Source organism: Lacinutrix undariae (genome assembly GCF_052934785.1).
Genome location: NZ_CM128809.1, coordinates 83352 through 109645, shown reverse-complemented (window position 1 = coordinate 109645; position 26294 = coordinate 83352). Strand labels below are relative to the sequence as shown.

Genomic DNA, 26294 nt, shown 5'->3' with positions numbered 1-26294 from the left:
TTTAGTGGTTTGAACGTCCTAATTCGTCAATTTGCTCTAATGTTCCTGTAAAGTTTCTGCGTTCGTTAATGTTGAAGTAAATAAAGGCTCCTGCAACTATAGAAATTAAATTCAGAATAAAATTAAATAAATAGTTGATAAGGTTTAAAACTACATAAACAGGATCTGTAAACGTATTCATATTTGCTGGATCCATTTCACCAGAGAAAATCCCCATTTTTACCATGCTGTAAATTCCTGCAGGAAGTCCAAAAGCATATCCTGCAACGGTAACAATAATTCCCATTACAATAATAGTGGCTAAAGTAATCCAGTAATCATCTCGAATAAAAGAAAAACTATAACTAAAAGAGTCTGTTGCACTGCGTTCTTCAAAAGTATAAATACTAAAAGCTACTGCCATTGGTACAATTACATAAAACATTGGTAAAAGACAAAACATTGCAGCTACAAAAATTGTAACCCATTTTAAAAGTCCTAATCCAATAAAAGGCATTAATGATTTGTTGACGTTTGTTTTTACTTCATCTTGATTTACTTCACCATTATTTTTAATATATAATTTTATATAATGAAGTGCTGTTGCTTCGGCAGATACATAGGATAGAATCCCAAAAACAGCCACCGCTAATACTGCGGAAATCATTCCCACAAAATCAATGTCATCTGCATAATCTGCTGAGTAGGTATTTGTAAAATCAAAAATATCACCTACGGTATATAAGTAGAAAGCCATTGAAAGTAGGAAAAGTATTAAATAAATTCCCGAAACTTTAAAAATAGTAGATAAAAAGGGCTTAAATTCTTGTCTTAAAAATGCAAAAGTATCGGTGATGATATCTCCTAATTCGCGTTGTTTTTTAAATTGAATATACTTTTTCATGTGATTATTTTATGATTGAATTTGTTGTGATTGAATTTGTTTTTTGTGTAATTGAATAGGGTAAATGACGTAATAAAAAACGATAATAAATAATGAAACCCCAATAATTAATAAAGCTAACCAATTGGGCATTTCAGTATGTCTGGTTACAAAGCCTTCAAGAAAACCCGCTATTATAAAAAATGGAATTGTACTTATTAATATTTTGAGTCCGTTTTTTACACCACGTTTAAAAGACTCTAACCTTGTGTAAGTTCCGGTGAATAAAATACCATTACCAAGTACCAACCCAGAAGCTCCAGCAATTATAATAACTGCAATTTCAAAAGTACCATGAATCCAAATGGTTCTTGCCGACTCCCAAAGTAAACCTTGTTCGTAGAAAAAATACTGAAAACTCCCTAGCATAATTCCGTTTTGCAACATAATATATAGTGAGCCAATACCTAGTAAAATCCCATAAGCAAAAGCCATAAGGGCAACTTTGATATTATTTATCGTAATTCCTAAAAACATATTAAACTCTCCCATTTGTTTATAAACAGCCATGGGGTCGTTATTTTGTATGTTTTCTAAAGTCATGTTTACATAGCCATCACCCAAAATAGAACGTACAAAATCACCATCGTGAGCAGCCGAATAGGCACCAACTATTGCAAAAAGAGCAAAAACTAAGAAGGCGATAAGCAATTCACGCAGATGTTGATAAAACATGGTGGGGAATTCGGTCTTAAAAAACGTAAATATTCTGTTTTTAGACTCTTTTTTGGTTTTATAAATTTTTTGATGCGCTTCTGAAGCCAGTTGATTTAAGTAACGTTCAGTATTGCTATTACTGTAAAAAGTCTTGGCATAACTGAGATGATCCGTAATTTCTATGTAGAGATTAGAGAGTTCATCTGGATTAATAGTTGTTTTATTTGAAAGAACGCTTTCAAATTTTAACCATTTATCTTTATTTTGCTTCACAAAAGCAGCTTCACGCATATAAAAAAGTTAATTTGCTTTCAAAGAAAAGAAAATATGGATGAATTTCAAATAGAAACCGCTCAAAATGTAGCAATTCAACAAAATGTAGCTAATATTGGCGATAGATTGTTGGGATATTTAATAGATAGTCTTGTTGTAGGATTTTATATTGTAATAATGGTCTTACTTTTAATATCATTAGATATGGAAATGGGCGATTTTTGGGCACTTTATTTATTAGTGTCTTTACCCGCTTTTTTATATCACGTTTTGTTAGAAACATTTTGGAATGGGCAAACCGTAGGGAAATATGTTGCAAAAACTAGAGTGGTAAGATTAGATGGTGCAAAACCTACATTTGCCAATTATTTTGTACGTTGGATTTTACGTATTTTAGATATTTCATTAAGTAGTGGAGGAATTGCGGTGTTAACCATTTTAATTAACGGAAAAGGGCAACGTGTAGGAGATATTGCCGCAGGAACAACTGTGGTGAGTGAGAAAAAACGTTTTTCGGTAAATGATACTATTTTAAAAACATTACCGGATGATTATGTACCAACGTATAGTAACGTGACTTTGTTTAAAGATAAAGATATGCAGACCATTAAAAGTTTATATGAAAATGCAAAACGTAACGGAAACCATAATATAATAGTCTCATTACATGATAAAATTGTAACTGTTATGGAGGTTGAAGTCTCGCAAACCCCTTATGATTTTGTGGATACTGTAATTAAAGATTATAATTATTATACACAAAACATGTAGTTTTTTGAGTAATAGATTATAGTTTAATATTAAATGATACAGATATGTTTTTTCAAATTGTTGATATATTAGGAATTATTGCCTTTTCAATTTCTGGAGTTTTAATTGCGTTAAATAAACGCATGGATCCTTTTGGCGTGTTTATAATAGCATTTGTTACTGCTGTTGGTGGTGGTACATTACGTGATGTACTTATTGGAACCACTCCTGTATCTTGGATGACTAACATGACTTCTGTATATGTGATTTTAGGTTCCACTATTTTTGGTGTTATATTAAAAACTAAAATAAATTATTTACGCACTTCCCTATTTTTATTTGATACTATTGGTATTGCGCTTTATACGGTTATGGGAATTGAAAAAGGGTTAAATGCCGATTTGCATCCTTTAATTTGTATCGCATTAGGAACAATGACCGCTTGTTTTGGTGGTGTACTTCGTGATATTTTATGTAATGAAATTCCTGTTGTTTTTAGGGAAGAAGTTTATGCTACGGCTTGTATTGCTGGAGGAGGTGTATATTTCATATTACGAGAATTTCCTATTGATAATAATTTAGTTTTTGTGTTTGCAGGTATGGTTGTTATTATTATAAGATTGGTTGCGGTAAAGTTTAAAATAAGTTTACCTAGTTTGTATAAAGCATAAAAAAACCACGCTATAAGCGTGGTTTTTTGTAAATCTATTAAAAGATATTAATTATTTCTCAGTTGTTATAGGGAAACCTCTATCTCTCATTAGTGCTTCAATTTTAGCATCACGACCTCTAAATAGGCGGTAAGCTTCAGCAGGATCCATAGCGTTTCTTGGTGCAAATAAATACTTCACAAGTTTAGTAGCAACATCTTTATCATAAAAACCACCAGGAGATTCAGCAAAAGCTTCAGCTGCATCGGCAGTTAAAACATCTGCCCACATATATCCGTAGTATGCAGTAGCATAACCTTCACCAGAAAATACGTGTCCAAATTGAGGTGTTCTGTGACGCATTGGTAATTCTTTAGGCATTTTTAATTCAGCTAAAGTTTCACGCTCAAATGTGTCAACATCTAATTTAGATGGATCAGCAAGGTGTAATTTCATATCCATTAAAGCTGATGCTAAATATTCAGTAGTACCAAAACCTTGATTAAAAGTTGATGCTTTTTTAATTTTAGCAACAAGATCTTCAGGAATTGGTTCTCCTGTTTTGTAGTGCACTAAAAATTGATTAATGACTTTATCTGTAGATAACCAACGTTCTAATAATTGCGATTGAAATTCTGTATAATCTCTTACACCTCCATTTAAAGTAGGGTATTTTACATTTGCAGAGAAAAAGTGTAATGCATGCCCGAATTCATGGAAAAAAGTGGTAGCATCATCCCAAGAAACTAAAACTGCTTCACCAGGAGCTGGTTTTACAAAGTTAGAGTTGTTTGAGGCTAATACATTTGTTTCACCTTCAAAAGATGTAGAACTTCTGTATGTTGTAGCCCAAGCTCCAGAACGTTTTCCTTCACGAGCAAAAGGATCTAGATACCATAAACCAATATGTTTTCCTGAAGTTTTATCTGTAACTTCCCATACTTTTACATCTTCATGAAATACAGGAACACTTCCTTCTTTTACAGGTGTAAAATTGTAGTTAAATAATTCGCTAGCAGTAAAAAATAATGCTTCGGTAAGTTTATCTAATTGTAAGTATTGTTTTACCTCATCACTATCTAAAGCGTATTTGTCTTTACGTACTTTTTCAGCATAAAAACGGTAATCCCAAGGTTCAATAGTTAATTTTTTGTCTTTTCTATTTGCGATTTCTTGCATATCAGCAACTTCTTCAGCAACTCTAGCAATAGCAGCAGGCCAAACAGCCATCATTAAATTCATAGCATTTTCTGGTGTTTTAGCCATACGGTCTTGTAAACGCCATTCTGCATAATTATTGTAGCCCATTAATGCCACACGTTCTTTACGTAGAATTAAAATTTTTGCAATGATATCATTGTTATCAAATTCATCGCCATTATCTCCACGAGAGTAATAGTTAGTCCATACTTGTTTACGTAATTCTCTGTCTTGAGAATAGGTAAGAAAAGGGTCTATTGATGATCTTGTGTTAGTGATAGCATATTTACCATCCTGTCCTTTATCAGTTGCTATTTTTGCAGCAGCTTTTACAAATCCTTCAGATAATCCATCTAATTGTTTGTTATCAAGATAAGTAACATAGTTTTCTTCGTCATGTAATATATGGTCAGAAAACTGATTGTAAAGTGTAGATAGTTCTTTGTTAATGGCTGCATAACGTACTTTTTGAGTTTCGTTAAGGTTAGCGCCATTCATTTCAAAACGTTTATAAGTCAGTTCTACAACACGTTGTGCTTCTGTTTCTAAAGGTTTTTCTTGAGAAGCTTCGTAAACTGTTTTTATACGTTGAAATAATTTTTCGTTTTGAGAAATTTTAGAACTGTAATCTGATAATTCTGGAGCTAATTCTGCTTGGATAGCTCTAAACTCAGGAGAAGACATGTTGCTACCTAAAATACCGTAGTAAGTAAATACACGATCTAAAGTTTTTCCTGAAGCTTCCATAGCTACAATGGTGTTTTCAAATGTAGGCGCTTCTGGGTTATTTGCAATTTTTTCTATTTCAGCAAGACTTTCTTTCATTCCAACTTCCATAGCTGGTTTGATGTCTTCTAATTTCATTTTATCAAATGCAGGAACACCTTGATAAGGACCTGTCCATTCTTGTAATAATACATTGCTGTTTGCGGTGTCATCTTTTTCTTGACCATTTTTACAGCCTGTAAAAGTGACTAAAGCACATAAACTTAAAGCAGTTATGTGTTTAGAAATTTTTTGTTTTTTCATTTAGGATTCTTTTATTTTAGTAATGTCGAAGATATTAAAATCTGTGTTAAATTTTCTTAATTATTCTATAATTTCTATACTTCTAATGAACACATTATGTAGTGGCCATTCGGAGCCATCGGTTTCTAAGGCTGCAATTTCATCAACTACATCCATCCCTTTTGTCACTTTCCCAAAGGCTGTATAATTGCCATCTAAATGATATGCTCCATTGCGACTTTGCACAATAAAAAATTGGTAAGGTGATGCTAATTTGTGAGGGTTTTCAATATCACTACTTGGCATGCTAAGAACTCCTCGGTTGTGTTTGTAACCTCTTTTTGTATCTCTAGGTAGTAAATAGCGTCCAATTTCTGTGCGTTTATTGGTTATTTCTCTGTCATCTGAAGAGCCGCCTTGAATGATAAAATTATTTACTATGCGATAAAATTGTGTGTTATCGAAGTAGTTTTGTTTGGTAAGAAAAATAAAATTTGCACGATGAAATTTGGTTTTATCGAACAATAAAATATCAATAGTTCCATAATCTGTGGTGATGCGTACTTTGTCTTCTTTGTTTTCTTTTTCATACTCTAAAAAGAAATCCATAGCATTGGCGTCATTAAGAAGCGGAAATTTTCTTTCAGGTATAACAATGGTATCTTTCTCTTTAATAGGTTTTTTTACTGTTTTTACAGAATCTACTACCGAAGTATTATTTTTTTTCTTAGATTGTTCATCTTGACAATTACATAAAGTTAAACAAAGGCATATTAATAAAAGAAATCTCATAATGAATTTTGAAGCGTTTTTAAAATTAGTATCAAAAATAGAACAGTTACCACTTCCGGGCGAAGTTTCTCAATTAAAAATGTCTCCACCTTTTAGAGATAATTTAATAGATAATCATAAAGAACTTATGAAAACATCTAGAAAAGCAGGAGTTATGGCATTATTTTATCCTGATGTTACTGCGGATACAAAATTAATACTAATCTTAAGAAAAACCTACAAAGGTGTGCATTCAGGACAAGTAGGTTTTCCAGGTGGTAAGCATGAAATTGAAGATGCTAACATGAAAATTACTGCGCTAAGAGAAACCGAAGAGGAGGTTGGTGTGCCAATTAAAAATATAACGGTTATTAAAACCTTAACACAATTATATATTCCTCCAAGTCATTTTACAGTACACCCATTTTTAGGATATGCCACTAAAACACCAAATTTTGTAAAACAAGATAGCGAGGTTGAAGATTTAATTGAAGTAAGTTTACAAGATTTTATAAATGATAGTAATGTGATTAATACTTATGTTACAACATCTTACAGTGATAAAACAGAAGTCCCAGCTTTAAAATTAAACGATTTTATTGTTTGGGGAGCTACTGCAATGATGCTGAGTGAACTTAAAGACTTGTTAAAACAAGTATTATAAGCACAGTTTTGTTACATTTGTAGCTTACTAACTAAACAAATTTTATGGGATTATTTAAGAAAAATCCTTTCGGACATATCCTTTTTCTAAAGAAATGGCTCATCAGAATAATGGGGGCATTAACGCATAGACGTTTTAGAGGGTTTAATGAACTTCAAATTGAAGGTTCGGAACATATAAAAAACTTACCAGATACAAACGTATTATTTATATCTAATCATCAAACTTATTTTGCTGATGTGATTTCTATGTTTCACGTTTTTAATGCGAGTTTAAGTAATAGAGAAGATAATATTAAGAATATAGGTTACCTATGGAATCCTAAACTTAACATCTATTATGTAGCTGCAAAAGAGACTATGAAATCTGGGATATTACCAAAAATATTTGCTTATACAGGATCTATTAGTATTGAACGTACTTGGAGAAGTAAAGGTGAAAATATAAACCGTCAGGTAAAAATGAGTGATATTTCAAGTATTGGAAAAGCACTAGATGATGGTTGGGTAATTACATTTCCTCAAGGTACAACAACGCCTTTTAAACCTATTAGAAAAGGAACTGCACATATTATTAAACGTTACAAGCCAGTAGTAGTACCAATAGTTATAGACGGATTTAGACGTAGTTTTGATAAAAAAGGATTGCGTGTTAAAAAGAAAAACATTCTTCAGAGTTTTGAAATAAAAGCACCTTTAGAAATTGATTATGATAATGAATCAATTGATGATATTGTTGAAAAAATAGAATATGCTATTGAGCAACATCCTTCGTTTTTAAAAGTAATTTCTCAAAAAGATTTAGCCGAACAAGAAGCGCTTAACAAAAAGCGTGAATGGTAATTTTTAAATAGAGATTAAAAGTAAAGCGGCTTTTTTAAATTCACAAAAAGATGATAAAAATTTGCTTATTTGTAATTACACTATTACTTTTTTTTACGGCTTGTAATCCAAGAATACAAAATGATGAAGAAACTTTAGATAAGGTTTTTACTATGCAAAATTTTGACATTCAGATTATAAATGGTGGTTGTTTTGGGGAAGATGAGTATTTGTTTGATATCTCAAAATCAAACAAAGGATACACGCTAACATCACAAAATTCAAAGAAGAGTCATCTTATTTCAGAAGATAAATTTAACGCGTTTAAAGCATATTTAAAACCTAGAATTGGTGCCAATGCTTATGGTGGCTGTACTGCTCACTTTTATATACGAGTAGGAACTCTTTTTAATTCAGTTGAATACACACATAGTTTTTGCAGCGGTCCGGAAGCTTTTATGTTAGATAGTTTATTAAACTATAAAGCGCTTTCTGTAAAAGAAAACGCTTTGTAATATATCTAGTAGTTTCTACTAAAGTTACACTTCTAATTTTTTCAACTCTTTATAGTTTCGGTTTAAACGTCTTAGTAATACACCGTATATTAATCTGTAAAATAACCAGATTACAAATATAAAGACTGCAAAAAACACAATAATAAAAGCTGTAAATACAAACATTTCTTTATTCCCAAATTGCGCTACTTGTTGCGATAATATAGGATCGTGAGTGATGGCAAAATACATTCCAATAGTAAGCGAAACAAAAGCCATAGCCAAATTATATATCACGTAGTATTTAATCACCTTTCGGGTTTTTATAATACTTTCCATGAGTTTTTTTGCACTATCGGTTACCGAAATTGATTTGTGTGACTTAAAAAGTAAGTACACAAACAGTAAAATTACGGCATAACTTATTATAGTAATTACGGTAATAAGTCCACTATCTCCATAAGTAGCTTCTAATTTAGCTCTGTATTCAGCCGAAGAAAAATAAGGAATACTATTAATAAGTACCCATAAGACTAACTCACCTAAACTAATGTAAAATAATGTTTTTACAATAGAAGACGATTTCTTTTTCATTAACGGATAAATTTCCTTCGATGTTAATGGCGTATGTGTGGTATCGGCACGTTGCCAATCTTTTTTTAATATATCTAATTCATCCATAGTGTTACGGATTTAAAATTGTTCTTAATTTTGTTTTTACTCTATTCATTTTCACTCGGGCATTAACTTCAGAGATTCCTAAGGTTTCACTTATTTCGCTGTAGTTTTTATCTTCCAGATACAAAAACACTAATGCTTTTTCAATGTCATTTAATTGGTGTACGGCTTTATACAATACTTTAAGTTGCTGCTCTTCGGTATCATCATACTCTTCAGCTTTAATTTTAAATTGTACGGTATCAAAAGCTTGAGTGTTTATAGTACGTTTTGATTTTCTATATAAAGTAATGGCAGTATTTAAGCCTACTCTATACATCCAAGTACTAAACTTTGCATCACCTCTAAATTTTGGATACGCTTTCCATAACTGTATTGTTATTTCTTGAAACAAGTCATTGTGAGCATCCTGATTATTGGTGTATAATCGGCACACTTTATGTACAATGTTTTGATGCTTCTCGAGTAATTCTACAAAGCTATTTTCAAGCGTTTTATCCAATGATATTGATTAGTTAGTTACCTATTAGTAGTATGTTTTTGTAAAAAGTTACACCCTAATGAAACTTTTTAATTAAAAATAGCGAATAAGTAAGTTAAAGGCTACTTTTGTATATACCATTTTTATAAATTATTGAATGAAGATTCCTGAATCAAATTACCCTCGAGTAGTTATTATAGGGGGAGGTTTTGCTGGCGTAAATCTAGTAAAATCGTTAGCTAAAAAACAGGTGCAAGTTGTTTTAATAGACAAGCACAATTACCACACATTTCAACCGCTTTTATACCAGGTATCTAGTGCTGGTTTAGAACCAGATTCTATCGCATATCCTCTGAGGAAGATTATAAAAAAGCATAATAATATTTTTTTTAGATTAGCTACTGTATCTTCTATTGATGCTAAAACTAATCAAGTCTTTACAGATATTGGTTCACTGACTTACGACTATTTAATTATTGCCACAGGAACAAAAACTAATTATTTTGGCAATGCAGCTATTGAGAAGAATAGTATGCCTATGAAAAGTGTTCCGCAGGCTTTAAATATAAGGAGTTTAATTCTTCAGAATTTTGAAAAAGCAGCTATTGCTAAAACATTAAAAGAACGCCAGTCATATTTAAACTTTGTGATTGTTGGTGGAGGACCAACAGGAGTAGAACTTGCTGGAGCTATTGCCGAACTTAAAAACCATATTCTGCCTCGCGATTATCATGATTTGGATAGTAAGGATATGGAAATTCATTTACTAGAAGGTGCCGATAGGGTGTTGCCACCAATGAGTAAGCATGCTTCAGCAAAAGCTGAAGAGTTTTTAAAAAAACTAGGTGTACAAATTCACTGTAATACATTTGTTACAGATTATAACGGCGTACATGTTACTACAAATTCTGACTTATCCATGGAATCTGAAACCTTAATTTGGGCAGCAGGAGTTACAGGAGCGCCAGTACAAGGTTTAAACGCATCGGCTATTGTAGATCGCATAAACCGTTACAAAGTGAATAGATTTAACCAAGTAGAAGGTTATGATAATGTTTTTGCACTTGGTGATATTGCGCTTATGGAAACCGAAGCGTATCCTAAAGGGCATCCACAAGTAGCGCAACCAGCAATTCAACAAGGCCAATTACTTGGAAAAAACATCTTAAAATTTATAGCTAATAAACCTATGACACCTTTTACGTATCGCGATAAAGGATCAATGGCAACTATTGGGCGTAATAAAGCGGTGGTAGATTTAAAACATTTTAAGTTTGGTGGGTTTTTTGCTTGGTTTATCTGGATGTTTGTGCATTTAATGTCTTTAGTTGGTTTTAGAAATAGAGTAGTGGTCTTATTTAATTGGACCTATAGTTATATCAATTTTGATAAAGCAGCTCGATTAATTATCAGACCATTTAAAAAGTAGATTTTATATTTATTATATAGAAAAACAAAAGGGTTGACTATTAATAGTCAACCCTTTTTATATGTAAAAAACAATACTAGATAAAAAACAGTTTTAATTTATAATCAATTTTTTAGTTAATGTATGGTTGTTTTTGTCTTGTAGTTGCACAATGTAAGTTCCTGAACTTAATTTAGAAACATCAATACCTGTGTTGTTTAATATTTGTGCATCTACATTAGTTTTAGATAGCATAACTTGTCCTAATACGCTAAACAATTGTATAGATTGAGCTGTTGTATTAAAGTTTTTAATGTACAGTTTCTTTTCGCTTTTATTAACATAAACAAGTGTGTTTTCAAATATATCTGTTTCTGTGTTTAATGTGTTATCCTCTCGGAAAACAAGAGTAAAACGATCTGTAAAAGTTCCTGCTTCAGAATAAAAATTATAAGTGTCAAAATTTATTAAACTGAAAGAAACGCCTAAGTAATTATCTTTTAAATAAATGTTCTGATAGTTTTCAAAGTTTTCAATTGTTGAAGCACTAATACTTAAGTTTTCGTTTTGATTTGCAATATATGTTAATGGAATTTCAGTATCATTTTCAAACATTTCAAAAGCTTGAATACTCATACTATCTCCATTGAGATTAGTGTAAATATCATCTTTTTGTACTTCAAATAACTTTCCATCGTAACCATAATCAAAATTATTAGTGGTTGTATTATTAAAACCTATAGCAATTTCTCTTTGTGCATTACTAGGTAACGTAAGGCGTAGTTTAATAAGTTTTATTATATCTTCTTCTTCAACCTCTTCAGAGGTATTACTTTCTGTAGCTGTTCTAAAGAAAACAGACTCATCATTAACTTCCGTTTTAAATACTCGTTGATTGTTGTTAAAAACAATATCACCATCGTTAAGAATTTCGGTCATAAATCCTTGTCCTACGGCAATGTATCCTGTAGGTGTTTTTATACCTAAAATACTGTTGTTGTTTTCTCCATCAATACCTACAAATTGATAAGCAACAACTGAGGCTGTTTTATTTACAGTTGCGTAACCTCCTTGATAATCGTTTAAGATATGTGTGTTGCCAGCCCATTGATCCCAAATGTAAAGTGTACCGTTTATTACGCCTTCATTATCAGTAATAAATTGAGTAACATCTAAGCTAGAGGGGTAGGGGTTTCCTACTAAAGTTGTGGTAAGTGTTACGGCGTTTTCACTTTCGTTTTCACTATCATTTGGCACATCACTTGCTGCAACAAAAATGGTTCCGTTGTTTGGGCGACCTTCAAAAATATATTGTTGAGTATCTCCAGTATTACCCGTTCCTTTTTGTGTGTATCCAACTCCGGGAGGAATAGCTGTATTTTGATTGATACCTATCCAATCATAATATGTTATTCCGTTTAGGTAGGTGTAAGTCCAACGTGTGCTAATTTTTCCTGTTTGATTATTTGCTCCTGTAAATAGAAACGTATTATCATTACTGTCTTTTAAATTTGATAATTTAAAACTAGAGTTATTAGGGTTATTTATGTTCGCTGAATCGTCTATTAAGCTTGTTGCTATTGGAGTTCCTACAGGAGAAGCCCAATAATTGTAGCGGTATGCGCTACTGTGTCCTTCTTGACGGCGCAATATTTTACCAGTACTTGAAGTTATTAGGTCACTTTTTGTAGTTTGTAATAGTTGAGAATCATCTAATAAATTGATGGTTCCGTTTAATTCTAAATACCATGAATTTACGAGAGCGTGATTATCAGCTAAAATAAATTCGGCATCAGTATCTACTATAAAACCTAAACTATATTGGTTTTTGCTTGAGGTTACTTTGTTTTTTATGTTTACAATTATCCAATCTTTATTATTGTCTTGGTCAGTAATATCCCAAGCATCTCCATATAGCCATGTTGCATTAGAGCTCCAATCACCATTAGCGTTACTTTGGTACGGCATTGGTGCAGATTGTTCTTGAGTTGATGTAATATTGTATAAAACAAGATCGTGTAAATTGTTAGATAGACCAATTGTTTTACCATCGGCAACAGTTGCCATATCAAAATATGCCTGTAAGTTGTTCCACGGAATAAGTGCATTGGAAGTTCTATCTTCTATATTTTTAGAAATTACTTTTCCTACAACATTATCTCCATCTTTTTTAATTTCCTGATATACCATTTGTTGTATTTGGTCATCAGTAAGTGCTAAGTTAAAAACACGAACTTCATCAATTGCTCCAAAGAAATAATCAATATCATCGGTGTCATTTGCACCTATAGAGAAATGTTGTTTAGTGTATATTTCATTTGTAGATAATGAACTTGAAGGTACGTTTGTATTTGTACTTTCTAATTCGCCATTAACATATAGTTTTAGTGTTTCGTTACTTCCAGAATATACAGCGGTTATATGATACCAAATTCCTTTTTCAATGGTAGAAGTAGATAGGGTTTGGTAATTTGTGTTAGAGCTATTTGTTATAAGATTAGCTTGTGCAATACCTGAAGCATCAATTGTAATATTGAAAAGTTCTTCACCTGCAATATATCCTTTAGTACTTATAGAAGGATCTCGTTTTACCCATGTCATTAATGTGACATCTTGATAACCTGAAAGAAAACTTTTTGATGCTGCAAAATCATCAACACCATCAAAATCAATAGAGGTAGGGATGTAACAAGCAGTACTTATTGTACTGTCTAACGCTTCGTTATTGTATGCGTTAAGTCCGTTTCCAGTAGTATATATGCTATTGTTTAATGTAGCTGTTTTTGTATCGTCAGACTCTATACTATCTGCCAATCCATTTTCACCGTAAGGTCCTGCTACTTGTCCGTATGCAAAAGTTTCTGTTCCGTTAGGTTGTGTGGCATCTTGTAATTCTAGACGATTTATTGCCGCCTCCATAGCATCAGCACATCCGTCACCATCACTGTCTAAATCTAGGTGGTTAGAAATGTTATCGTTGTCTAGATCACAAAAAGCATAACTATTAAAAGTAGGACTTTCAATTTCTAACTCAATAGTACTTTGGCTTCCTAATGATAAAGCCCAATCTTCTGTAGGAAAACCTGTTTTTTCTAAAATCATTGAAATTTCACTTCCTGTGTTGTCTATTTCCCATAACTGTACAGTTGCTGTGCCATCACCTGCATCAAATATTTCTATTTTCCAACGCGAATCATTTGTACCTATATAAGGAGCACCTATATATATGAGTCCTAATGGGAGTAGTCTTGATGAGTTTTCATTTGATCTTAAGGTTATCGCATCTGGGTTATCATATCTTGGATCAAATGCACCAATTTGCGAATAAGGAAAAAGGTTAAGCCAAAATTCGTGCTTTTCTATTTCGTACCATTTAATAGTAAGAGGTAGGCTTAATGCTATAGGTAAAGTTTGACCTATACTATAATTATTAGTTTCTATTTTTAAACTTGTACTATTTCCTGTGATTTGTTGAGGTTTTGATACTTTTCCTGAATCATCTAACCATTGCTCATTATATTCTGAGAAATCATTTTTAACTCCAGGTATCAGGCAATTTTCTAATTCTTTAGTATCTAAAATTCCATCATTATCGTCATCAATATCATATACATCTGTAATGTTATCATTATCAGTATCGGTACACGCATTTATACCTGTATTCATAGCGAAATTACTATAAGTAGAACTGTAGTTGATTGTTCCTGTGGTACCATCTTCAAAAATATCCAATAATCCGTTTTTATTTAGATCATCACCTGTATTAAAAGTGGTGGTGTTACTATTGTTGTGACTTGTGTTTCCTGCTTCAATACTATCAGAACAACCATCTTCATCACTATCTAAATCTAAGTTATTTGTAATGTTATCATTGTCTGTGTCTGTTGAAAATGATAAATCACTACTGTAATGGTTAAATTGTATGTTTTCTAAAGATTTTAATTCATCTTTATTATTTGTAGAAACGTATAACTTATAGTTTTCTGTGGTTGAAAGATCTGATTGTGTATAGATAATTGTGTTGTTAACATACAGGGTTAGGTTTCCTGCTTCATCAATTTTAATACGATGAATTTTTCCTTTAGAGTTTGGTGAACTAATAGAGACACCTGCACTTCCTAGGTTATGCATAGCAGAAGTTACAACACCTGCTATTTGAAAGCCAAAAGTATTACTAGAACTATGTTTACCAGGAAGTAATGTTTCTTCTGGTGAAAACCCAAATATAATAGTACCGGATGTTACTGAATATGTGAAACTAAGATCTACAGGAAGGTTAAACGTTTGAGTTGTTATTGCGGCCTGCCAGTTATATTTAACACCTCCTGAAGATATGTTAATATTATTATCTATAAATCTATCAGTATTTGATGGTGTAAAAGATGTACTGTTATCAGACAAAATAGTTAAGTCTGGTTCAGTTCGCCATGTTAAGGTAGATATATTGTAACCCATGTATTCTCCTCCTTCGTTAATATCTAAAACGCCATCATTGTCATCATCAATATCTATAACATCAGATATGCCATCGCCATCAGTATCTACACAACCATTAATTGTTGCGTTTAAAACAGCGTTAGTGTAGTTTGCTTTATAGTTTATGTTTCCTGTGGTGCCATCTTCAAAAATATCTAATAGTCCATTGTTATTAGTGTCAAGTCCTGTGTTATAAGTTGTAATATTATTTTCGCTCACCAATGTGTTTCCTACTTCAACACTATCTGAACAGCCATCACCATCACTATCTAAATCTAAATAATCTGGAGTATTATCTCCATCTGTATCTTTTGCGTTAATAGTTGTTTTTGGGTAATCACTAGCTTGGTAGTTTCTAGATAATAAAAACACCTCTCTTATTCTTGCTCCAGCAATTTGCCCCATTCCTGTTATTCTAAATTTTGAATATACAGTATTGGGGTGAGCTGTATTTGTGAATGTTTGTGATTGGTTTTTAAAGTATCTATTGTTTAACCCATCTAGATTTTCCCAAGTAGTTCCTGTCCAACCCTGAAGTTGTAATCTGTTATTTGGGTCTTGGTCAATATCTCCATCGCCATCTTCATCAATTCTATCGTATGTAAAAGCGATATCGTACATGTAAAATCTTACAGATTCTAGCTTTATAGGATTTCTAGGTGTAATTTCGTATACCGTAGTTTTTGTAGTACTAAAGCTTTGATCTGGTACTAATGCTGTAAAGTTAGTAATGTCATCAACACCATTTATACCATCAAAAGCGTAGCTAAGCGGATTTGCAGAAGCGTTTTCTAAAGCGAAATCTGTAGTCACATTAATAACTTGTTCTGATTCTTGTTGCGTGTAAAAACAACTAGGACATTCAATAGTATCTAAAATACCATCATTGTCATCATCAATATCTATATCATCAGTGATGCTATCGCCATCAGTATCTATACTGGTGAAGATTGAAAAATTTTCTGTTTGACTAAAAATTTGATAAGGTAATGCAAATAAAAGCATTAAAATAATTAAGATTTGGGGATCTTTTTTCATTTAATAATTTAGTTTTTAAATAGGTCAACTACCGTTAAATATCAGTAAAACAATTATTTATGGTAGATGGTTAAATTTGTCAAGGCTACAAAAGTACAGATAAAATGTAGCAAATATGGTTAAAACAGTAATTTTATAAAGAAATTTCCTACACTTAAAGTGTTTGTTGTGATTTGTTTATGAGGTTTTCCGTACAATTATTAGGCGTGTTCTTGCTTTTACTTTTTAATCACTTGTGTTAATTGAACATTAAAAGACTGTTAAATGATTTGTTTCTTTAAGCAGAAAACATTTTTGTAATAAGAATTTTTTAAAATAATATTTAGCATTTTACTAATAACATGTATTTTTATAAGATGAATAAGACAATAATAACTTTTGACGATTTCGCGAAAATAGATTTGAGGGTTGGAACTATAATTGAAGTTAACGATTTCCCTAAAGCACGAAACCCAGCTTATCAATTACTGATTGATTTTGGCGCATTAGGATTTAAAAAAACATCAGCACAAATCACCACTTTATATACAAAAGAAGATTTATTGAACAAGCAAATTATAGCTGTTGTAAATTTCCCAAAAAAGCAAATAGCCAATTTTATGAGTGAATGTTTGGTTGTTGGAGCAGTAAAAGAAAACGATGTGATGTTATTACATCCTGAGTGTGGTATTAAAAACGGGCAAGCAGTAAGCTAGTTTTCTAGCTAATTATAAAGCATAAAAAAGCCGTTACTTTAAATAACGGCTTTTTTATTATATATGAAATTGGTTTTTAAATATCTTCAAAACTAATGTCTGTAAATCTTTCGGTTGGCTTGTCAGCCTCCATAGTTGTTTCGTTTTCTTCAAGATCGGTATTTACATACTCATCTTTCTTAAAATCTTTTTGGTGACGTTCACTAATAACTTCGTCTCCTTTTTCGGTAACAATATAGTTAGTCATTTCTTTTAAGATTTCATTAAACTCAGTAAAATCTTCTTTATATAAATAGATTTTGTGTTTTTTATAATGAAAAGATCCGTCGTCATTTGTGAATTTTTTACTTTCAGTAATAGTAAGATAGTAATCTCCTGCCTTTGTAGCTCTCACATCAAAAAAGTAAGTGCGTCGTCCTGCTCTTAATACTTTCGAAAAAATTTCCTCTTTTTCCATCATTCCTTGATCACTCATAAATTGTATATTATAATTTAGTTGCTATTAACGTTTCAAAAATCCAAAAAAAAAGGATAGTAACCAACAAAATTATAAGATAATTAGTTGTCGTTACTTTCAGTTAGCTGTTTTAAATATAATTCTTTATAGTAACCTTCTGTATTTAAGAGATTTTCGTGTGTGCCGTTTTGTACAATCTCCCCATTATCAAGCACAATAATTTTATCGGCATTTTTAGCCGATGATACTCTGTGACTCACAATGATAGTTGTTTTTCCTGCAGTAATTTTGTTGAGGTTTGTTAGTATTTTTTCTTCAGTCTCCGTATCAACTGCAGATAAGCAATCGTCAAACAGTAATATTTTTGGAGATTTAATAATAGCTCTTGCAATTGAGATACGTTGTTTTTGTCCCCCAGAAAGTGTAATACCTCTTTCTCCTAAAACAGTATCATAACCATTAGTAAATCCTTTAATATTTTTATGAACATCTGCGTTTTTAGCTGCTGCAATAACTTCCGCTTCTGTAGCGTCTTCTTTTCCAAACATAATATTATTTTTTATGCTATCAGAAAACAAAAAGGCATCTTGTGGCACGTATCCAATATTATTTCTAAGATCGTTGAGGTTTAATTGGTCTATTTCTGTGTTGTCAATTATAATTTCACCACTACCAATATCATACAAACGTCCAATAAGATCTAAAATAGTAGATTTTCCCGAACCTGTTTTACCAAGTATCGCTAATGTTTCTCCTTTGTTTAAAGAGAAACTTACATTTTTAAGCGCTGTAATATTAGTGTCAGGATAAGTAAATGATACATTTTTAAATGTAATATCACCAGTAATAGGTGTATGAGTTGTGGTTTTGTTTTTTATACTAGGTTCTTGTTTTAAAAACTCATTAATACGTTTTTGCGAAGCTTCGGCACGTTGTACAACAGAGGTTACCCAACCTACAGTTGCTACTGGCCATGTAAGCATATTTACATAAATAATAAATTTCGCAATTACACCAAGGCTTTCAATTTCTCCGTCTATATATTGTTTTCCTCCAATGTAAATAACAATAATATTACTTAATCCGATAAGGAAAATCATAAGCGGGAAAAACAAAGCTTGTACCTTAGTTAAATCTATATTTCTGTCTTTGTTTTTAGTAGAAAGCTCATTAAACTCTTGGTCGGTTTGTCCTTCAATTCCATAAGATTTAATAACACTAATTCCACTAAAAGCTTCTTGAGTATAAGTTGATAAGTTAGATAAACTTTCTTGTACAACCGTACTGCGTTTATGTATAGCTTTACTTAAAACATATATAAAATACGATAATATAGGTAAAGGAATTACGGTGTAAAGCGTAAGCAAAGGTGCCGATTTAAACATTAAAAACAAGGCAATAACAAACAATGTAAGCGTATTTATACTATACATAATTGCAGGACCAGTATATTCTCTAGCTTTTCCAACATCCTCACTAATACGATTCATTAAATCTCCTGTGCGGTTAGATTTGTAAAAACTTAAGCACAAACGTTGATATTGTTGGTACACTTCATTTTTTAAATCGAATTCAATATGACGCGATACATTAATAATCGTTTGGCGCATTAAGAAAGTGAAAATTCCTCCAATTATTGCAGCACCAACAATATATAAGATATTAATAAGTAGTTGGTGTTTTACAATGTCTATATCTGTAATGATACCTTTTCTGTAATCATCTATAATATCTACCGAAGACCCAACAAGTTCAGGGGTGAAAAGTAAAAATATTCGCGCAATAATAGTAATTGCAATTCCCGAAAGTAGCTTGTATCGGTATTTAAAAAAATATTTATTAAGGTGTTGTAATTCTTTCATTTAAAAGGGGCAAACAGATTAAATTTTTGAGAATAATTTATTTTATCTGATATATTTTGTTAATACTTTAATATTGGTTTATTTTTGCAAAATGTTTAGAAAATCTAACATAAAAAACAACAAATAAAATATACATGGTTTCAGACGTTATTAGTTCTAAAGATCTCGCAAAGATCGATCCAGTTTTTGGTCAATTATCTTTTGATAATCACGAGCAAATTGTGTTTTGCAATGACAAAGATACTGGTTTAAAAGCAATAATTGGTATTCATAACACAGTTTTAGGACCAGCTTTGGGTGGTACAAGAATGTGGAATTATAATAATGAATGGGAAGCCTTAAATGATGTACTACGTCTATCAAGAGGAATGACCTTTAAATCAGCTATTACAGGATTAAATCTTGGTGGTGGTAAAGCCGTTATTATTGGTGATGCAAAAACTCAAAAAACTCCAGAATTGATGAAAAAATTTGGAGAATTTGTACATTCTTTAAGTGGACGCTACATTACAGCAGAAGATGTTGGTATGGCAACATCAGATATGGATTTGGTAAGAGAAGTTACACCTTACGTAACTGGAATTTCAGAAAGTAAAGGAGGAGCGGGTAACCCATCTCCAATTACAGCTTATGGTGTATTTATGGGAATGAAAGCCGCAGCTAAATTCAAATTTGGATCTGATGTTTTAGAAGATAAAAACGTTTACGTACAAGGAATTGGTAACGTAGGTGAAGCATTAGTTGAACACTTAGTAAACGAAGGCGCTAACGTAACTATTACAGATATTAGTGAAGAACGTTTAGAAGAAGTAAAAAGCAAATACGGTGTAAACATATATAGAGGTAACGATATTTATAGCGAAACTATGGATATTTATGCACCATGTGCTTTAGGAGCAACTATAAATGACGATACTATCAATAAAATTAAAGCACAAGTAATTGCTGGGGCTGCAAATAACCAATTAGCAGACGAAAACATTCACGGTAAATTATTACAAGATCGTGGTATTGTTTATGCACCAGATTTCTTAATTAACGCTGGAGGTATTATTAATGTATATGCCGAATTAGAAAACTACGGAAGACCAGAAATTATTCGTAAAACAGAAAACATATACAATACCACTCTAGAAATTTTAGAGAAAGCAAAAGCAAGCACAATTACAACAAACGAAGCTGCTTTACAAATTGCTAAAGAACGTATTGCAACAAGAAAACAAGAAAACGCTAAATAAACTTATATAGCTTTTTGAATAAAAAAAAACACATAAATATTTGATTTATGTGTTTTTTTTTATGTTTACAATTCATTAATAATGAGTCATGTAAATGGTTTACTTGCTTGTTTAACAAGCAAAATATTTTGCTAAAAAATATAATTATGATTATAAAAAAAACAATGATTTTTGTGTTAATGGTTTTTGTCTTTTATTCTTGTACAACAGAAACAGTTAAAATTAATGAACATGTTACAGTAGAAGATGTAAGTTATGAAATGTCAGGTTTTCTTGAAGAGAATAGTAGGGAATTGGTAAGGAATTCAGTTTTAGAGATGACTGAAATGATGAAAAATATTGTCAGTAACCACCCTCAAGCATATGAAGAACTTTTATTTATATTCAAAAGTGACTTTTATTATGAATCATATGTAGGTCTATTTGAGTTATTAGAACCAGAAACAGCAGTAATTTATCAGAGGATAAATATGGATAGTAGGTTGAAAGGTAGTTTTAAGAAAGCATTTGAAGAAGAATTAAGAAAAAATTATTTAGAATATCCTAATTTGTCAGTTATTTCATTAAGAAAGAGAAATAATTTTAATTCTTATAGAGTAGCCAGTAATCTTGAAGATTTTGATTTAACTTTTTATGATGAGGCAGCAATTGCTTTTTATGCACCATATATTGAGGATTTGAATGATAATGAGTTTGATTTATCTGATGAACCAACATTAATTCCAGGGGTGATTGATGCAGATTCAGGATTAGGATATAAAAAAACAAATGATAATTGGGAAGTGAAAACTGTGGATGATGATTATTCGGAGAGTAATTTTTCAATAATGATTGAACCGAATAATTTTCAAGCATGTGGTGGTCCAAATGAGATTCAAGGAGCATCAACATCTTTCGCTTCGGCAATTTCAGATTCTAATAATGATTTATTACAAACATATCAACCATGTTTAATGACAAGTACAAGTGGCACAAGTGGAGCACCTACAAGTGGAGGGAGTACAGTAAATATCTATAATGGTAATTGTGACTGGTTGGAGCCTAAGACTACAAATGGATATATTAGACAAGTATTTATAGGGCACGCTAAAATTAATAATAAAAAACAGTATGATAAGTTTATATCTTTTACAGGAAATGGTGGAGGAAGCGAGATAAGAATAGGAATGCTAGATAGTAGAGGACAAATTACTATTGATAGTATTGGTGATATTTCTGAAAATCAATGGGATAATATAATAAATGTTAAGTTTTCTAGAAAAGATATACGTAAAGGTAAAAAGAAATGGGTTGGATCTCTTTGGCATAAAAATTGGCAGTGTAGTGGAGATGTTCATGAGGCTTTATTTGGTGTTTATGAGGAAGATAATGAAGGTGATATTGTTTTTGATGACACAATTACTTGGCAAGATGACGAACTGTTTTCAGTAGATGCTACAATTGATAATAAATCTAAAGATCAAATTATTCGAAAATGGAAAAGAGAAAAAACAGAATTTTTTATTACTAACCTTTTAGATCAGGGAGGTGGATTTTGGGAAGGTAAGTATTCTTTTTCAGATAGAGATTGGGCTATTTATGATAGAGGAACAAATTTCTCCTATACAATGCCGCATCGCTGGGTACCAGTGGGGAACAATATCAATTATTAAATTGATAGATATCAAATTTATATATGAGGGATTATTATCAAAAAACACAATACATTATTAGTGTTATTTTATTATTAATAAGTACAAATTTATTTGCACAAGAGGATGATGTACAACCCTTTTTTAATAACACTTATTTATCTGTAGAAGCTAATTACAGAAGTTATGGCACAAATGATCATACAGGAATTGGAGTAGGAATAGAAGCTTCCAAAGATATAAAAAAGTGGCTAGGTATTGGTGTGAATTTAAGTTATTGGAATAATGAAAGATTAGATTGGGATTTTGTAAATCCTTTTACAGGAGAATCTTATAAATATTATGGTAAAATTACAGAATATAAAATAGCACCATTTGCTCAATTTATTCCCATAAACACTAAGTATTTTGATTTTTATATACAAACAGGAATTAAAACAGGGTACTACTATCAAAATTATTATTTGGGAGGATATAATACAAGCTATAATCCTGAGAGTTTTGATGTATTTATTTATGATGAAGGAAATAAAGGCATTTCTTTTGGGTACGAATTAGGATTTGCATTAAGGTTTCAATTTAAAAATATAATACTTGTACCAAGTACAATTTTTTCAAATGATATAAATGGAGACGGTTTTAATTCTTTAAACTTAAAAATAGGATGGTATATTAATTAAATAGTTATGTTATGCAGAATTTGTTTCTGTAATGAATAAATAATATTATTTTTGCAAGGCGAAAAGTTAAACTAACTTTTCGCCTTTATAATTTTTAAAAAATAACGCTCTTACAAATGCTTAACAGAAGACACATTCGAATTAAAGTCATGCAAACCGTATACGCTTTTAACGGAACTGAAAGTGATAACTTAAAAAAAGACGAAAGATTTCTCTTAGATAGTCTTGAAAACATGTACGACCTGTACTTAGTAATGTTATCATTATTGATAGAAATTCAAAAAAGAGCAGAAGATCACCAACAAAAAACACAACAAAAACTTTTAGCGACTCAGGAAGAAAAAAATCCTAACCTAAAATTTGTAAACAATCAAGTATTAAAAGCTTTAAGAAACAATACTTTATTAGAAACAGAAATTGAAGGTCGCAAACTTAATTACTGGTATTTAGATTTTGAATATGTTGAAATCTTATTCAAAGAAATTAAAGACAGTAAATTGTACCAAGATTACATGGCTAAAGAAACATCAAGTTTTGATGAAGATAAACGCCTTGTAGTAGATTTATTTACAGATGTAATTGCTCCAAACGAAAAATTATTTGAGTACTTTGAAGACAAAAAATTAACTTGGATAGATGATTTACCTGTAGTAAATACAAGCGTTTTAAAATTACTTAAAAAAGTAAAAAGTAGCTCGCCAGAAACACACTTTACGCCAGAATTATTTAAAGATTTAGACGATAAAGAATTTGCTGTAGATTTATTTAGAAAAACAATCTTAAACCTTTCTAAATATGGTGAAGAAATTGCTGAAAAAACTACAAACTGGGATGCTGAGCGTATTGCAAGCATTGATGGTGTGTTATTGAAAATGGCAATTTGTGAGTTTCAAAAATTTAGTTCTATTCCTGTAAAAGTAACAATGAACGAATATCTTGAAATTTCAAAAGAATACTCTACACCAAAAAGTAGCATCTTTATTAATGGGATTTTAGATAAAATAGTTAAAGAATATACAACAAACGGAAGCCTAAATAAAATTGGTAGAGGGTTGATGTAGTGATAAATTATTAGTACATTTATCGGCTGAAAGGAAAAATTAATTAATAATTATTAAAATTTTATCAAAATGAAAAAAGTGATATTAAGTTTAAGCGCCCTATGTATGGTAGCTTTTACATCTTGTAAAGAAGATGCAGCAAGTAAAGTTAAATCTGAAAATGTAGCACAAGCAGCTGAAAGAGATGCAGTAGCAGGAGACCTTCCAGTGATTTCTTTTGAAGCAGCAGAACATGATTTTGGAACTATCCAAAACGGAACGCCTGTTGAAACAAAATTTAAATATACAAATACAGGTAAAGCTCCTTTAGTTGTAAGTAATATTAAAAGTACTTGTGGTTGTACAGTACCTAAAGACTGGAGTAGAGAACCTCTAGCTCCTGGTGAAACTGCAGAATTTACTGTAAAGTTTAACGGTAAAGGTGCAAACCAAATTACTAAAACTATTACATTAACTACAAATACTGAAAAAGGTTCTGAAGCTGTAAAAATTAAAGCGTTTATACAAGCAGATCCTAACGCAGCAGTAAAATCATCTGCAGCAAGTAGCGCAAAAACAATTATCCAACAACCAGCAGCAGCTACAAAAAGTAGCACGCAAGCAGGTCATGAAGGACATAACCACGACTAATTTATATTATGGACCAGATTCAAAGTTTTTTACCATTTATAGCAATGTTTGCTGTAGTGTATTTCTTTATGATTGCACCACAAATGAAACGTGCTAAACAAGAAAAAAAGTTTGCTGCCGAACTTAAAAAAGGTGATAAAATTATCACTAAAAGTGGTTTACACGGTAAAGTTTTAGAATTTAATGATAAAGACAATAGTTGCATCATTGAAACCTTAGCTGGAAAAATTAAGTTTGAGCGCTCTGCTATTTCTATGGAAATGAGCAAAAAACTCAACACTCCCGAAGTAGTGAAATAATAATACATTGGCTATAAGCATAAAAGCCACTTCTTAATTGAAGTGGCTTTTTTTTGTAAAATAATTAGGGTGGTAAATTTAAAAAAGGGCTAAAAAAAAAGCCTCACATATTAGTGTGAGGCTTTTTATGTAATAAGTACTTCTATGTTAATTAAGCCTTTGCTTTTTCAGCAGTTAATTCTGCAATTTTACAAATCACTTCAGTTGCTTTTATCATACTTTCAACAGGAACATATTCATAACGTCCGTGAAAGTTATGTCCTCCAGCAAAAATATTTGGACAAGGTAAACCCATGTAGCTTAACTGAGAACCATCTGTACCACCACGAATTGGTTTTATAAGTGGTGTAATGTTTAATTGTTTCATCGCTTCTTCGGCAGTATCAACAATATGCATTACAGGAGTAACTTTCTCTTTCATATTAAAATATTGATCTTTAATTTCAATAGAAATTACTTCTCTTTCATATTCCGTATTAATATCAAAAGCTAATTTTTTAATCGCTTCTTTACGTGCTTCATAATGGTCTTTATCATGATCTCTAATAATATAATGCAAAGTTGTATCTTCAACTTTACCTTCTATATGATGTAGGTGAAAAAAGCCTTGGTAACCATCTGTATGTTCAGGTGTTTCTAATCTAGGTAATGCATTAATAAACTCGGTAGCAATGTACATTGAGTTTATCATTTTACCTTTTGCATATCCAGGATGTACAATTTTACCTTTTACTTTTACTGTAGCTCCGGCAGCATTAAAGTTTTCAAATTCTAATTCTCCGACCTGACTTCCATCCATTGTGTAAGCCCAATCTGCACCAAATTTTTCAACATCAAATTTATGAGCACCACGACCAATTTCTTCGTCAGGTGTAAATCCAATTCTTATCGTTCCGTGTTTTACTTCAGGATGTTTTACTAAGTATTCCATTGCCGAAATAATTTCTGTAATTCCTGCTTTATCATCTGCTCCAAGAAGAGTTGTTCCATCAGTTGTAATTAAAGTTTGTCCTACATATAGTAATAAATCTTCAAAATAATCTGGAGATAATACAATGTTTTCAGCTTCACTTAATACAATATCTTTTCCGTCGTAACTGTCAATAATTTGAGGATTTACATTTGCTCCTGTAAAATCTGGAGAGGTGTCAAAATGCGAAATAAATCCAATTGTAGGTACATCATGGTCAACATTACTAGGTAGCGTTGCCATAATATATGCATGCTCGTCAATAGTAACATCTGTCATACCAATAGTTTTAAGCTCTTCAACAAGTGCATTTGCTAAATCCCATTGTTTAGCTGTACTTGGTGTAGCATCTGAGTTTGGATCTGATTCTGTATCTACAGTAACGTAGCTTACAAAACGTTTTATGATAGCGTCTTTTGTAATCATTTGATATAAATATTTAAAAATTTTAGAGCGCACATTAAATCACGCTTTACAGTC

General features: G+C 31.4%; 23 protein-coding genes. 13 read left to right on the top strand and 10 right to left on the bottom strand.

The features are described 5' to 3' along the window. Nucleotide 1 precedes the first annotated feature (1 nt). Together ACU4C5_RS00510 and ACU4C5_RS00505 are read right to left on the bottom strand one after the other, a co-directional pair. On the bottom strand, nucleotides 2–883 hold the full coding sequence (locus tag ACU4C5_RS00510) for a hypothetical protein (RefSeq protein WP_446845092.1): 882 nt from the start codon (nucleotides 881–883) through the stop codon (nucleotides 2–4). Nucleotides 884–892: 9 nt separating this feature from the next. Continuing rightward, nucleotides 893–1870 carry a stage II sporulation protein M gene (locus ACU4C5_RS00505; protein WP_446845091.1) on the bottom strand — a complete coding sequence of 326 codons (978 nt, stop codon included), beginning with the start codon at nucleotides 1868–1870 and terminating at the stop codon, nucleotides 893–895. Between the two features lie 36 nt (nucleotides 1871–1906). Here ACU4C5_RS00505 and ACU4C5_RS00500 point away from each other — a divergent pair, with 36 nt between their 5' ends. Next, nucleotides 1907–2623, top strand: coding sequence for an RDD family protein (locus ACU4C5_RS00500; protein ID WP_446845090.1), 717 nt, complete (start codon nucleotides 1907–1909; stop codon nucleotides 2621–2623). A gap of 44 nt (nucleotides 2624–2667) precedes the next feature. Then, nucleotides 2668–3273 (top strand): trimeric intracellular cation channel family protein, encoded by a 606-nt coding sequence (locus ACU4C5_RS00495; RefSeq protein ID WP_446845089.1) that lies wholly within the window; start codon nucleotides 2668–2670, stop codon nucleotides 3271–3273. Between the two features lie 51 nt (nucleotides 3274–3324). Here ACU4C5_RS00495 and ACU4C5_RS00490 read toward each other — a convergent pair whose 3' ends face one another. Continuing rightward, nucleotides 3325–5481: a M3 family metallopeptidase gene (locus ACU4C5_RS00490; protein WP_446845088.1), complete on the bottom strand. Its 2157-nt coding sequence runs from the start codon at nucleotides 5479–5481 to the stop codon at nucleotides 3325–3327. Nucleotides 5482–5541: 60 nt separating this feature from the next. Then, complete coding sequence (locus tag ACU4C5_RS00485; protein WP_446845087.1) at nucleotides 5542–6252, bottom strand: peptidylprolyl isomerase; 711 nt, start codon at nucleotides 6250–6252, stop codon at nucleotides 5542–5544. Between the two features lies 1 nt (nucleotide 6253). Here ACU4C5_RS00485 and ACU4C5_RS00480 point away from each other — a divergent pair, with 1 nt between their 5' ends. Genes ACU4C5_RS00480 through ACU4C5_RS00470 form a run of 3 tightly spaced genes read left to right on the top strand, consistent with a single transcriptional unit; the run spans nucleotide 6254 to nucleotide 8231 of the window. Further along, nucleotides 6254–6895 carry an NUDIX hydrolase gene (locus ACU4C5_RS00480; RefSeq protein ID WP_446845086.1) on the top strand — a complete coding sequence of 214 codons (642 nt, stop codon included), beginning with the start codon at nucleotides 6254–6256 and terminating at the stop codon, nucleotides 6893–6895. 44 nt (nucleotides 6896–6939) lie between these two features. Next, nucleotides 6940–7737, top strand: a complete 798-nt coding sequence (locus tag ACU4C5_RS00475) for a lysophospholipid acyltransferase family protein (RefSeq protein WP_446845085.1) — start codon at nucleotides 6940–6942, stop codon at nucleotides 7735–7737. Nucleotides 7738–7787: 50 nt separating this feature from the next. Continuing rightward, on the top strand, nucleotides 7788–8231 hold the full coding sequence (locus ACU4C5_RS00470; RefSeq protein WP_446845084.1) for a hypothetical protein: 444 nt from the start codon (nucleotides 7788–7790) through the stop codon (nucleotides 8229–8231). 24 nt (nucleotides 8232–8255) lie between these two features. Here ACU4C5_RS00470 and ACU4C5_RS00465 read toward each other — a convergent pair whose 3' ends face one another. Together ACU4C5_RS00465 and ACU4C5_RS00460 are read right to left on the bottom strand one after the other, a co-directional pair. Further along, nucleotides 8256–8891, bottom strand: a complete 636-nt coding sequence (locus ACU4C5_RS00465) for a DUF8845 family protein (RefSeq protein ID WP_446845083.1) — start codon at nucleotides 8889–8891, stop codon at nucleotides 8256–8258. A 4-nt stretch (nucleotides 8892–8895) separates the two neighbouring features. Next, a complete protein-coding gene (locus ACU4C5_RS00460) occupies nucleotides 8896–9390 on the bottom strand; it encodes an RNA polymerase sigma factor (protein ID WP_446845082.1) in 495 nt (164 codons plus the stop codon). A gap of 136 nt (nucleotides 9391–9526) precedes the next feature. Between ACU4C5_RS00460 and ACU4C5_RS00455 the strand changes: the two genes are divergently transcribed. Next, nucleotides 9527–10798 (top strand): NAD(P)/FAD-dependent oxidoreductase, encoded by a 1272-nt coding sequence (locus tag ACU4C5_RS00455; protein WP_446845081.1) that lies wholly within the window; start codon nucleotides 9527–9529, stop codon nucleotides 10796–10798. A 93-nt stretch (nucleotides 10799–10891) separates the two neighbouring features. On the opposite strand, the gene ACU4C5_RS00450 is transcribed toward ACU4C5_RS00455, so the two are convergent. Beyond that, nucleotides 10892–16291 (bottom strand): DUF8693 domain-containing protein, encoded by a 5400-nt coding sequence (locus ACU4C5_RS00450; protein WP_446845080.1) that lies wholly within the window; start codon nucleotides 16289–16291, stop codon nucleotides 10892–10894. 356 nt (nucleotides 16292–16647) lie between these two features. On the opposite strand from ACU4C5_RS00450, the gene ACU4C5_RS00445 reads away from it, so the two are divergent. Continuing rightward, nucleotides 16648–16986, top strand: coding sequence for a tRNA-binding protein (locus ACU4C5_RS00445; RefSeq protein WP_446845078.1), 339 nt, complete (start codon nucleotides 16648–16650; stop codon nucleotides 16984–16986). Between the two features lie 76 nt (nucleotides 16987–17062). Here the strand turns inward: ACU4C5_RS00445 and ACU4C5_RS00440 are convergent, their stop codons facing one another. Together ACU4C5_RS00440 and ACU4C5_RS00435 are read right to left on the bottom strand one after the other, a co-directional pair. Continuing rightward, entirely contained in the window at nucleotides 17063–17461 is a 399-nt protein-coding gene (locus ACU4C5_RS00440; protein ID WP_446845077.1) for a PUR family DNA/RNA-binding protein, read from the bottom strand. Between the two features lie 83 nt (nucleotides 17462–17544). Further along, complete coding sequence (locus ACU4C5_RS00435) at nucleotides 17545–19305, bottom strand: ABC transporter ATP-binding protein (protein WP_446845076.1); 1761 nt, start codon at nucleotides 19303–19305, stop codon at nucleotides 17545–17547. Nucleotides 19306–19439: 134 nt separating this feature from the next. On the opposite strand from ACU4C5_RS00435, the gene ACU4C5_RS00430 reads away from it, so the two are divergent. The 6 genes from ACU4C5_RS00430 (at nucleotide 19440) to yajC (ending at nucleotide 24844) form a co-directional block, all read left to right on the top strand. Beyond that, nucleotides 19440–20543 (top strand): Glu/Leu/Phe/Val family dehydrogenase, encoded by a 1104-nt coding sequence (locus ACU4C5_RS00430; RefSeq protein WP_446845075.1) that lies wholly within the window; start codon nucleotides 19440–19442, stop codon nucleotides 20541–20543. Between the two features lie 470 nt (nucleotides 20544–21013). Then, complete coding sequence (locus ACU4C5_RS00425) at nucleotides 21014–22195, top strand: hypothetical protein (protein ID WP_446845074.1); 1182 nt, start codon at nucleotides 21014–21016, stop codon at nucleotides 22193–22195. Between the two features lie 23 nt (nucleotides 22196–22218). Then, the gene (locus ACU4C5_RS00420) at nucleotides 22219–22854 is read left to right on the top strand and encodes a hypothetical protein (protein WP_446845073.1); all 636 of its coding nucleotides are present in this window, start codon (nucleotides 22219–22221) and stop codon (nucleotides 22852–22854) included. Nucleotides 22855–23003: 149 nt separating this feature from the next. Beyond that, the gene (nusB, locus tag ACU4C5_RS00415; RefSeq protein WP_446845072.1) at nucleotides 23004–23915 is read left to right on the top strand and encodes a transcription antitermination factor NusB; all 912 of its coding nucleotides are present in this window, start codon (nucleotides 23004–23006) and stop codon (nucleotides 23913–23915) included. Between the two features lie 69 nt (nucleotides 23916–23984). Continuing rightward, entirely contained in the window at nucleotides 23985–24545 is a 561-nt protein-coding gene (locus ACU4C5_RS00410) for a DUF1573 domain-containing protein (protein ID WP_446845071.1), read from the top strand. An 8-nt stretch (nucleotides 24546–24553) separates the two neighbouring features. Continuing rightward, complete coding sequence (gene yajC, locus ACU4C5_RS00405) at nucleotides 24554–24844, top strand: preprotein translocase subunit YajC (RefSeq protein ID WP_446845070.1); 291 nt, start codon at nucleotides 24554–24556, stop codon at nucleotides 24842–24844. Between the two features lie 151 nt (nucleotides 24845–24995). On the opposite strand, the gene pepT is transcribed toward yajC, so the two are convergent. Further along, the gene (gene pepT / locus ACU4C5_RS00400) at nucleotides 24996–26240 is read right to left on the bottom strand and encodes a peptidase T (protein ID WP_446845069.1); all 1245 of its coding nucleotides are present in this window, start codon (nucleotides 26238–26240) and stop codon (nucleotides 24996–24998) included. Nucleotides 26241–26294 lie beyond the last annotated feature (54 nt).

Bases quoted from the DNA above. Each gene is read 5' to 3' on its own strand.
- ACU4C5_RS00485 (WP_446845087.1), bottom strand. From the start codon at position 6,252: ATGAGATTTCTTTTATTAATATGCCTTTGTTTAACTTTATGTAATTGT.
- ACU4C5_RS00455 (WP_446845081.1), top strand. From the start codon at position 9,527: ATGAAGATTCCTGAATCAAATTACCCTCGAGTAGTTATTATAGGGGGA.
- ACU4C5_RS00435 (WP_446845076.1), bottom strand. From the start codon at position 19,305: ATGAAAGAATTACAACACCTTAATAAATATTTTTTTAAATACCGATAC.
- ACU4C5_RS00490 (WP_446845088.1), bottom strand. From the start codon at position 5,481: ATGAAAAAACAAAAAATTTCTAAACACATAACTGCTTTAAGTTTATGT.
- ACU4C5_RS00495 (WP_446845089.1), top strand. From the start codon at position 2,668: ATGTTTTTTCAAATTGTTGATATATTAGGAATTATTGCCTTTTCAATT.
- ACU4C5_RS00430 (WP_446845075.1), top strand. From the start codon at position 19,440: ATGGTTTCAGACGTTATTAGTTCTAAAGATCTCGCAAAGATCGATCCA.
- ACU4C5_RS00475 (WP_446845085.1), top strand. From the start codon at position 6,940: ATGGGATTATTTAAGAAAAATCCTTTCGGACATATCCTTTTTCTAAAG.
- ACU4C5_RS00505 (WP_446845091.1), bottom strand. From the start codon at position 1,870: ATGCGTGAAGCTGCTTTTGTGAAGCAAAATAAAGATAAATGGTTAAAA.
- ACU4C5_RS00420 (WP_446845073.1), top strand. From the start codon at position 22,219: ATGAGGGATTATTATCAAAAAACACAATACATTATTAGTGTTATTTTA.
- ACU4C5_RS00480 (WP_446845086.1), top strand. From the start codon at position 6,254: ATGAATTTTGAAGCGTTTTTAAAATTAGTATCAAAAATAGAACAGTTA.
- ACU4C5_RS00440 (WP_446845077.1), bottom strand. From the start codon at position 17,461: ATGAGTGATCAAGGAATGATGGAAAAAGAGGAAATTTTTTCGAAAGTA.
- ACU4C5_RS00450 (WP_446845080.1), bottom strand. From the start codon at position 16,291: ATGAAAAAAGATCCCCAAATCTTAATTATTTTAATGCTTTTATTTGCA.
- ACU4C5_RS00410 (WP_446845071.1), top strand. From the start codon at position 23,985: ATGAAAAAAGTGATATTAAGTTTAAGCGCCCTATGTATGGTAGCTTTT.
- ACU4C5_RS00465 (WP_446845083.1), bottom strand. From the start codon at position 8,891: ATGGATGAATTAGATATATTAAAAAAAGATTGGCAACGTGCCGATACC.
- ACU4C5_RS00470 (WP_446845084.1), top strand. From the start codon at position 7,788: ATGATAAAAATTTGCTTATTTGTAATTACACTATTACTTTTTTTTACG.
- nusB (WP_446845072.1), top strand. From the start codon at position 23,004: ATGCAAACCGTATACGCTTTTAACGGAACTGAAAGTGATAACTTAAAA.
- ACU4C5_RS00510 (WP_446845092.1), bottom strand. From the start codon at position 883: ATGAAAAAGTATATTCAATTTAAAAAACAACGCGAATTAGGAGATATC.
- ACU4C5_RS00425 (WP_446845074.1), top strand. From the start codon at position 21,014: ATGGATAGTAGGTTGAAAGGTAGTTTTAAGAAAGCATTTGAAGAAGAA.
- pepT (WP_446845069.1), bottom strand. From the start codon at position 26,240: ATGATTACAAAAGACGCTATCATAAAACGTTTTGTAAGCTACGTTACT.
- yajC (WP_446845070.1), top strand. From the start codon at position 24,554: ATGGACCAGATTCAAAGTTTTTTACCATTTATAGCAATGTTTGCTGTA.
- ACU4C5_RS00500 (WP_446845090.1), top strand. From the start codon at position 1,907: ATGGATGAATTTCAAATAGAAACCGCTCAAAATGTAGCAATTCAACAA.
- ACU4C5_RS00445 (WP_446845078.1), top strand. From the start codon at position 16,648: ATGAATAAGACAATAATAACTTTTGACGATTTCGCGAAAATAGATTTG.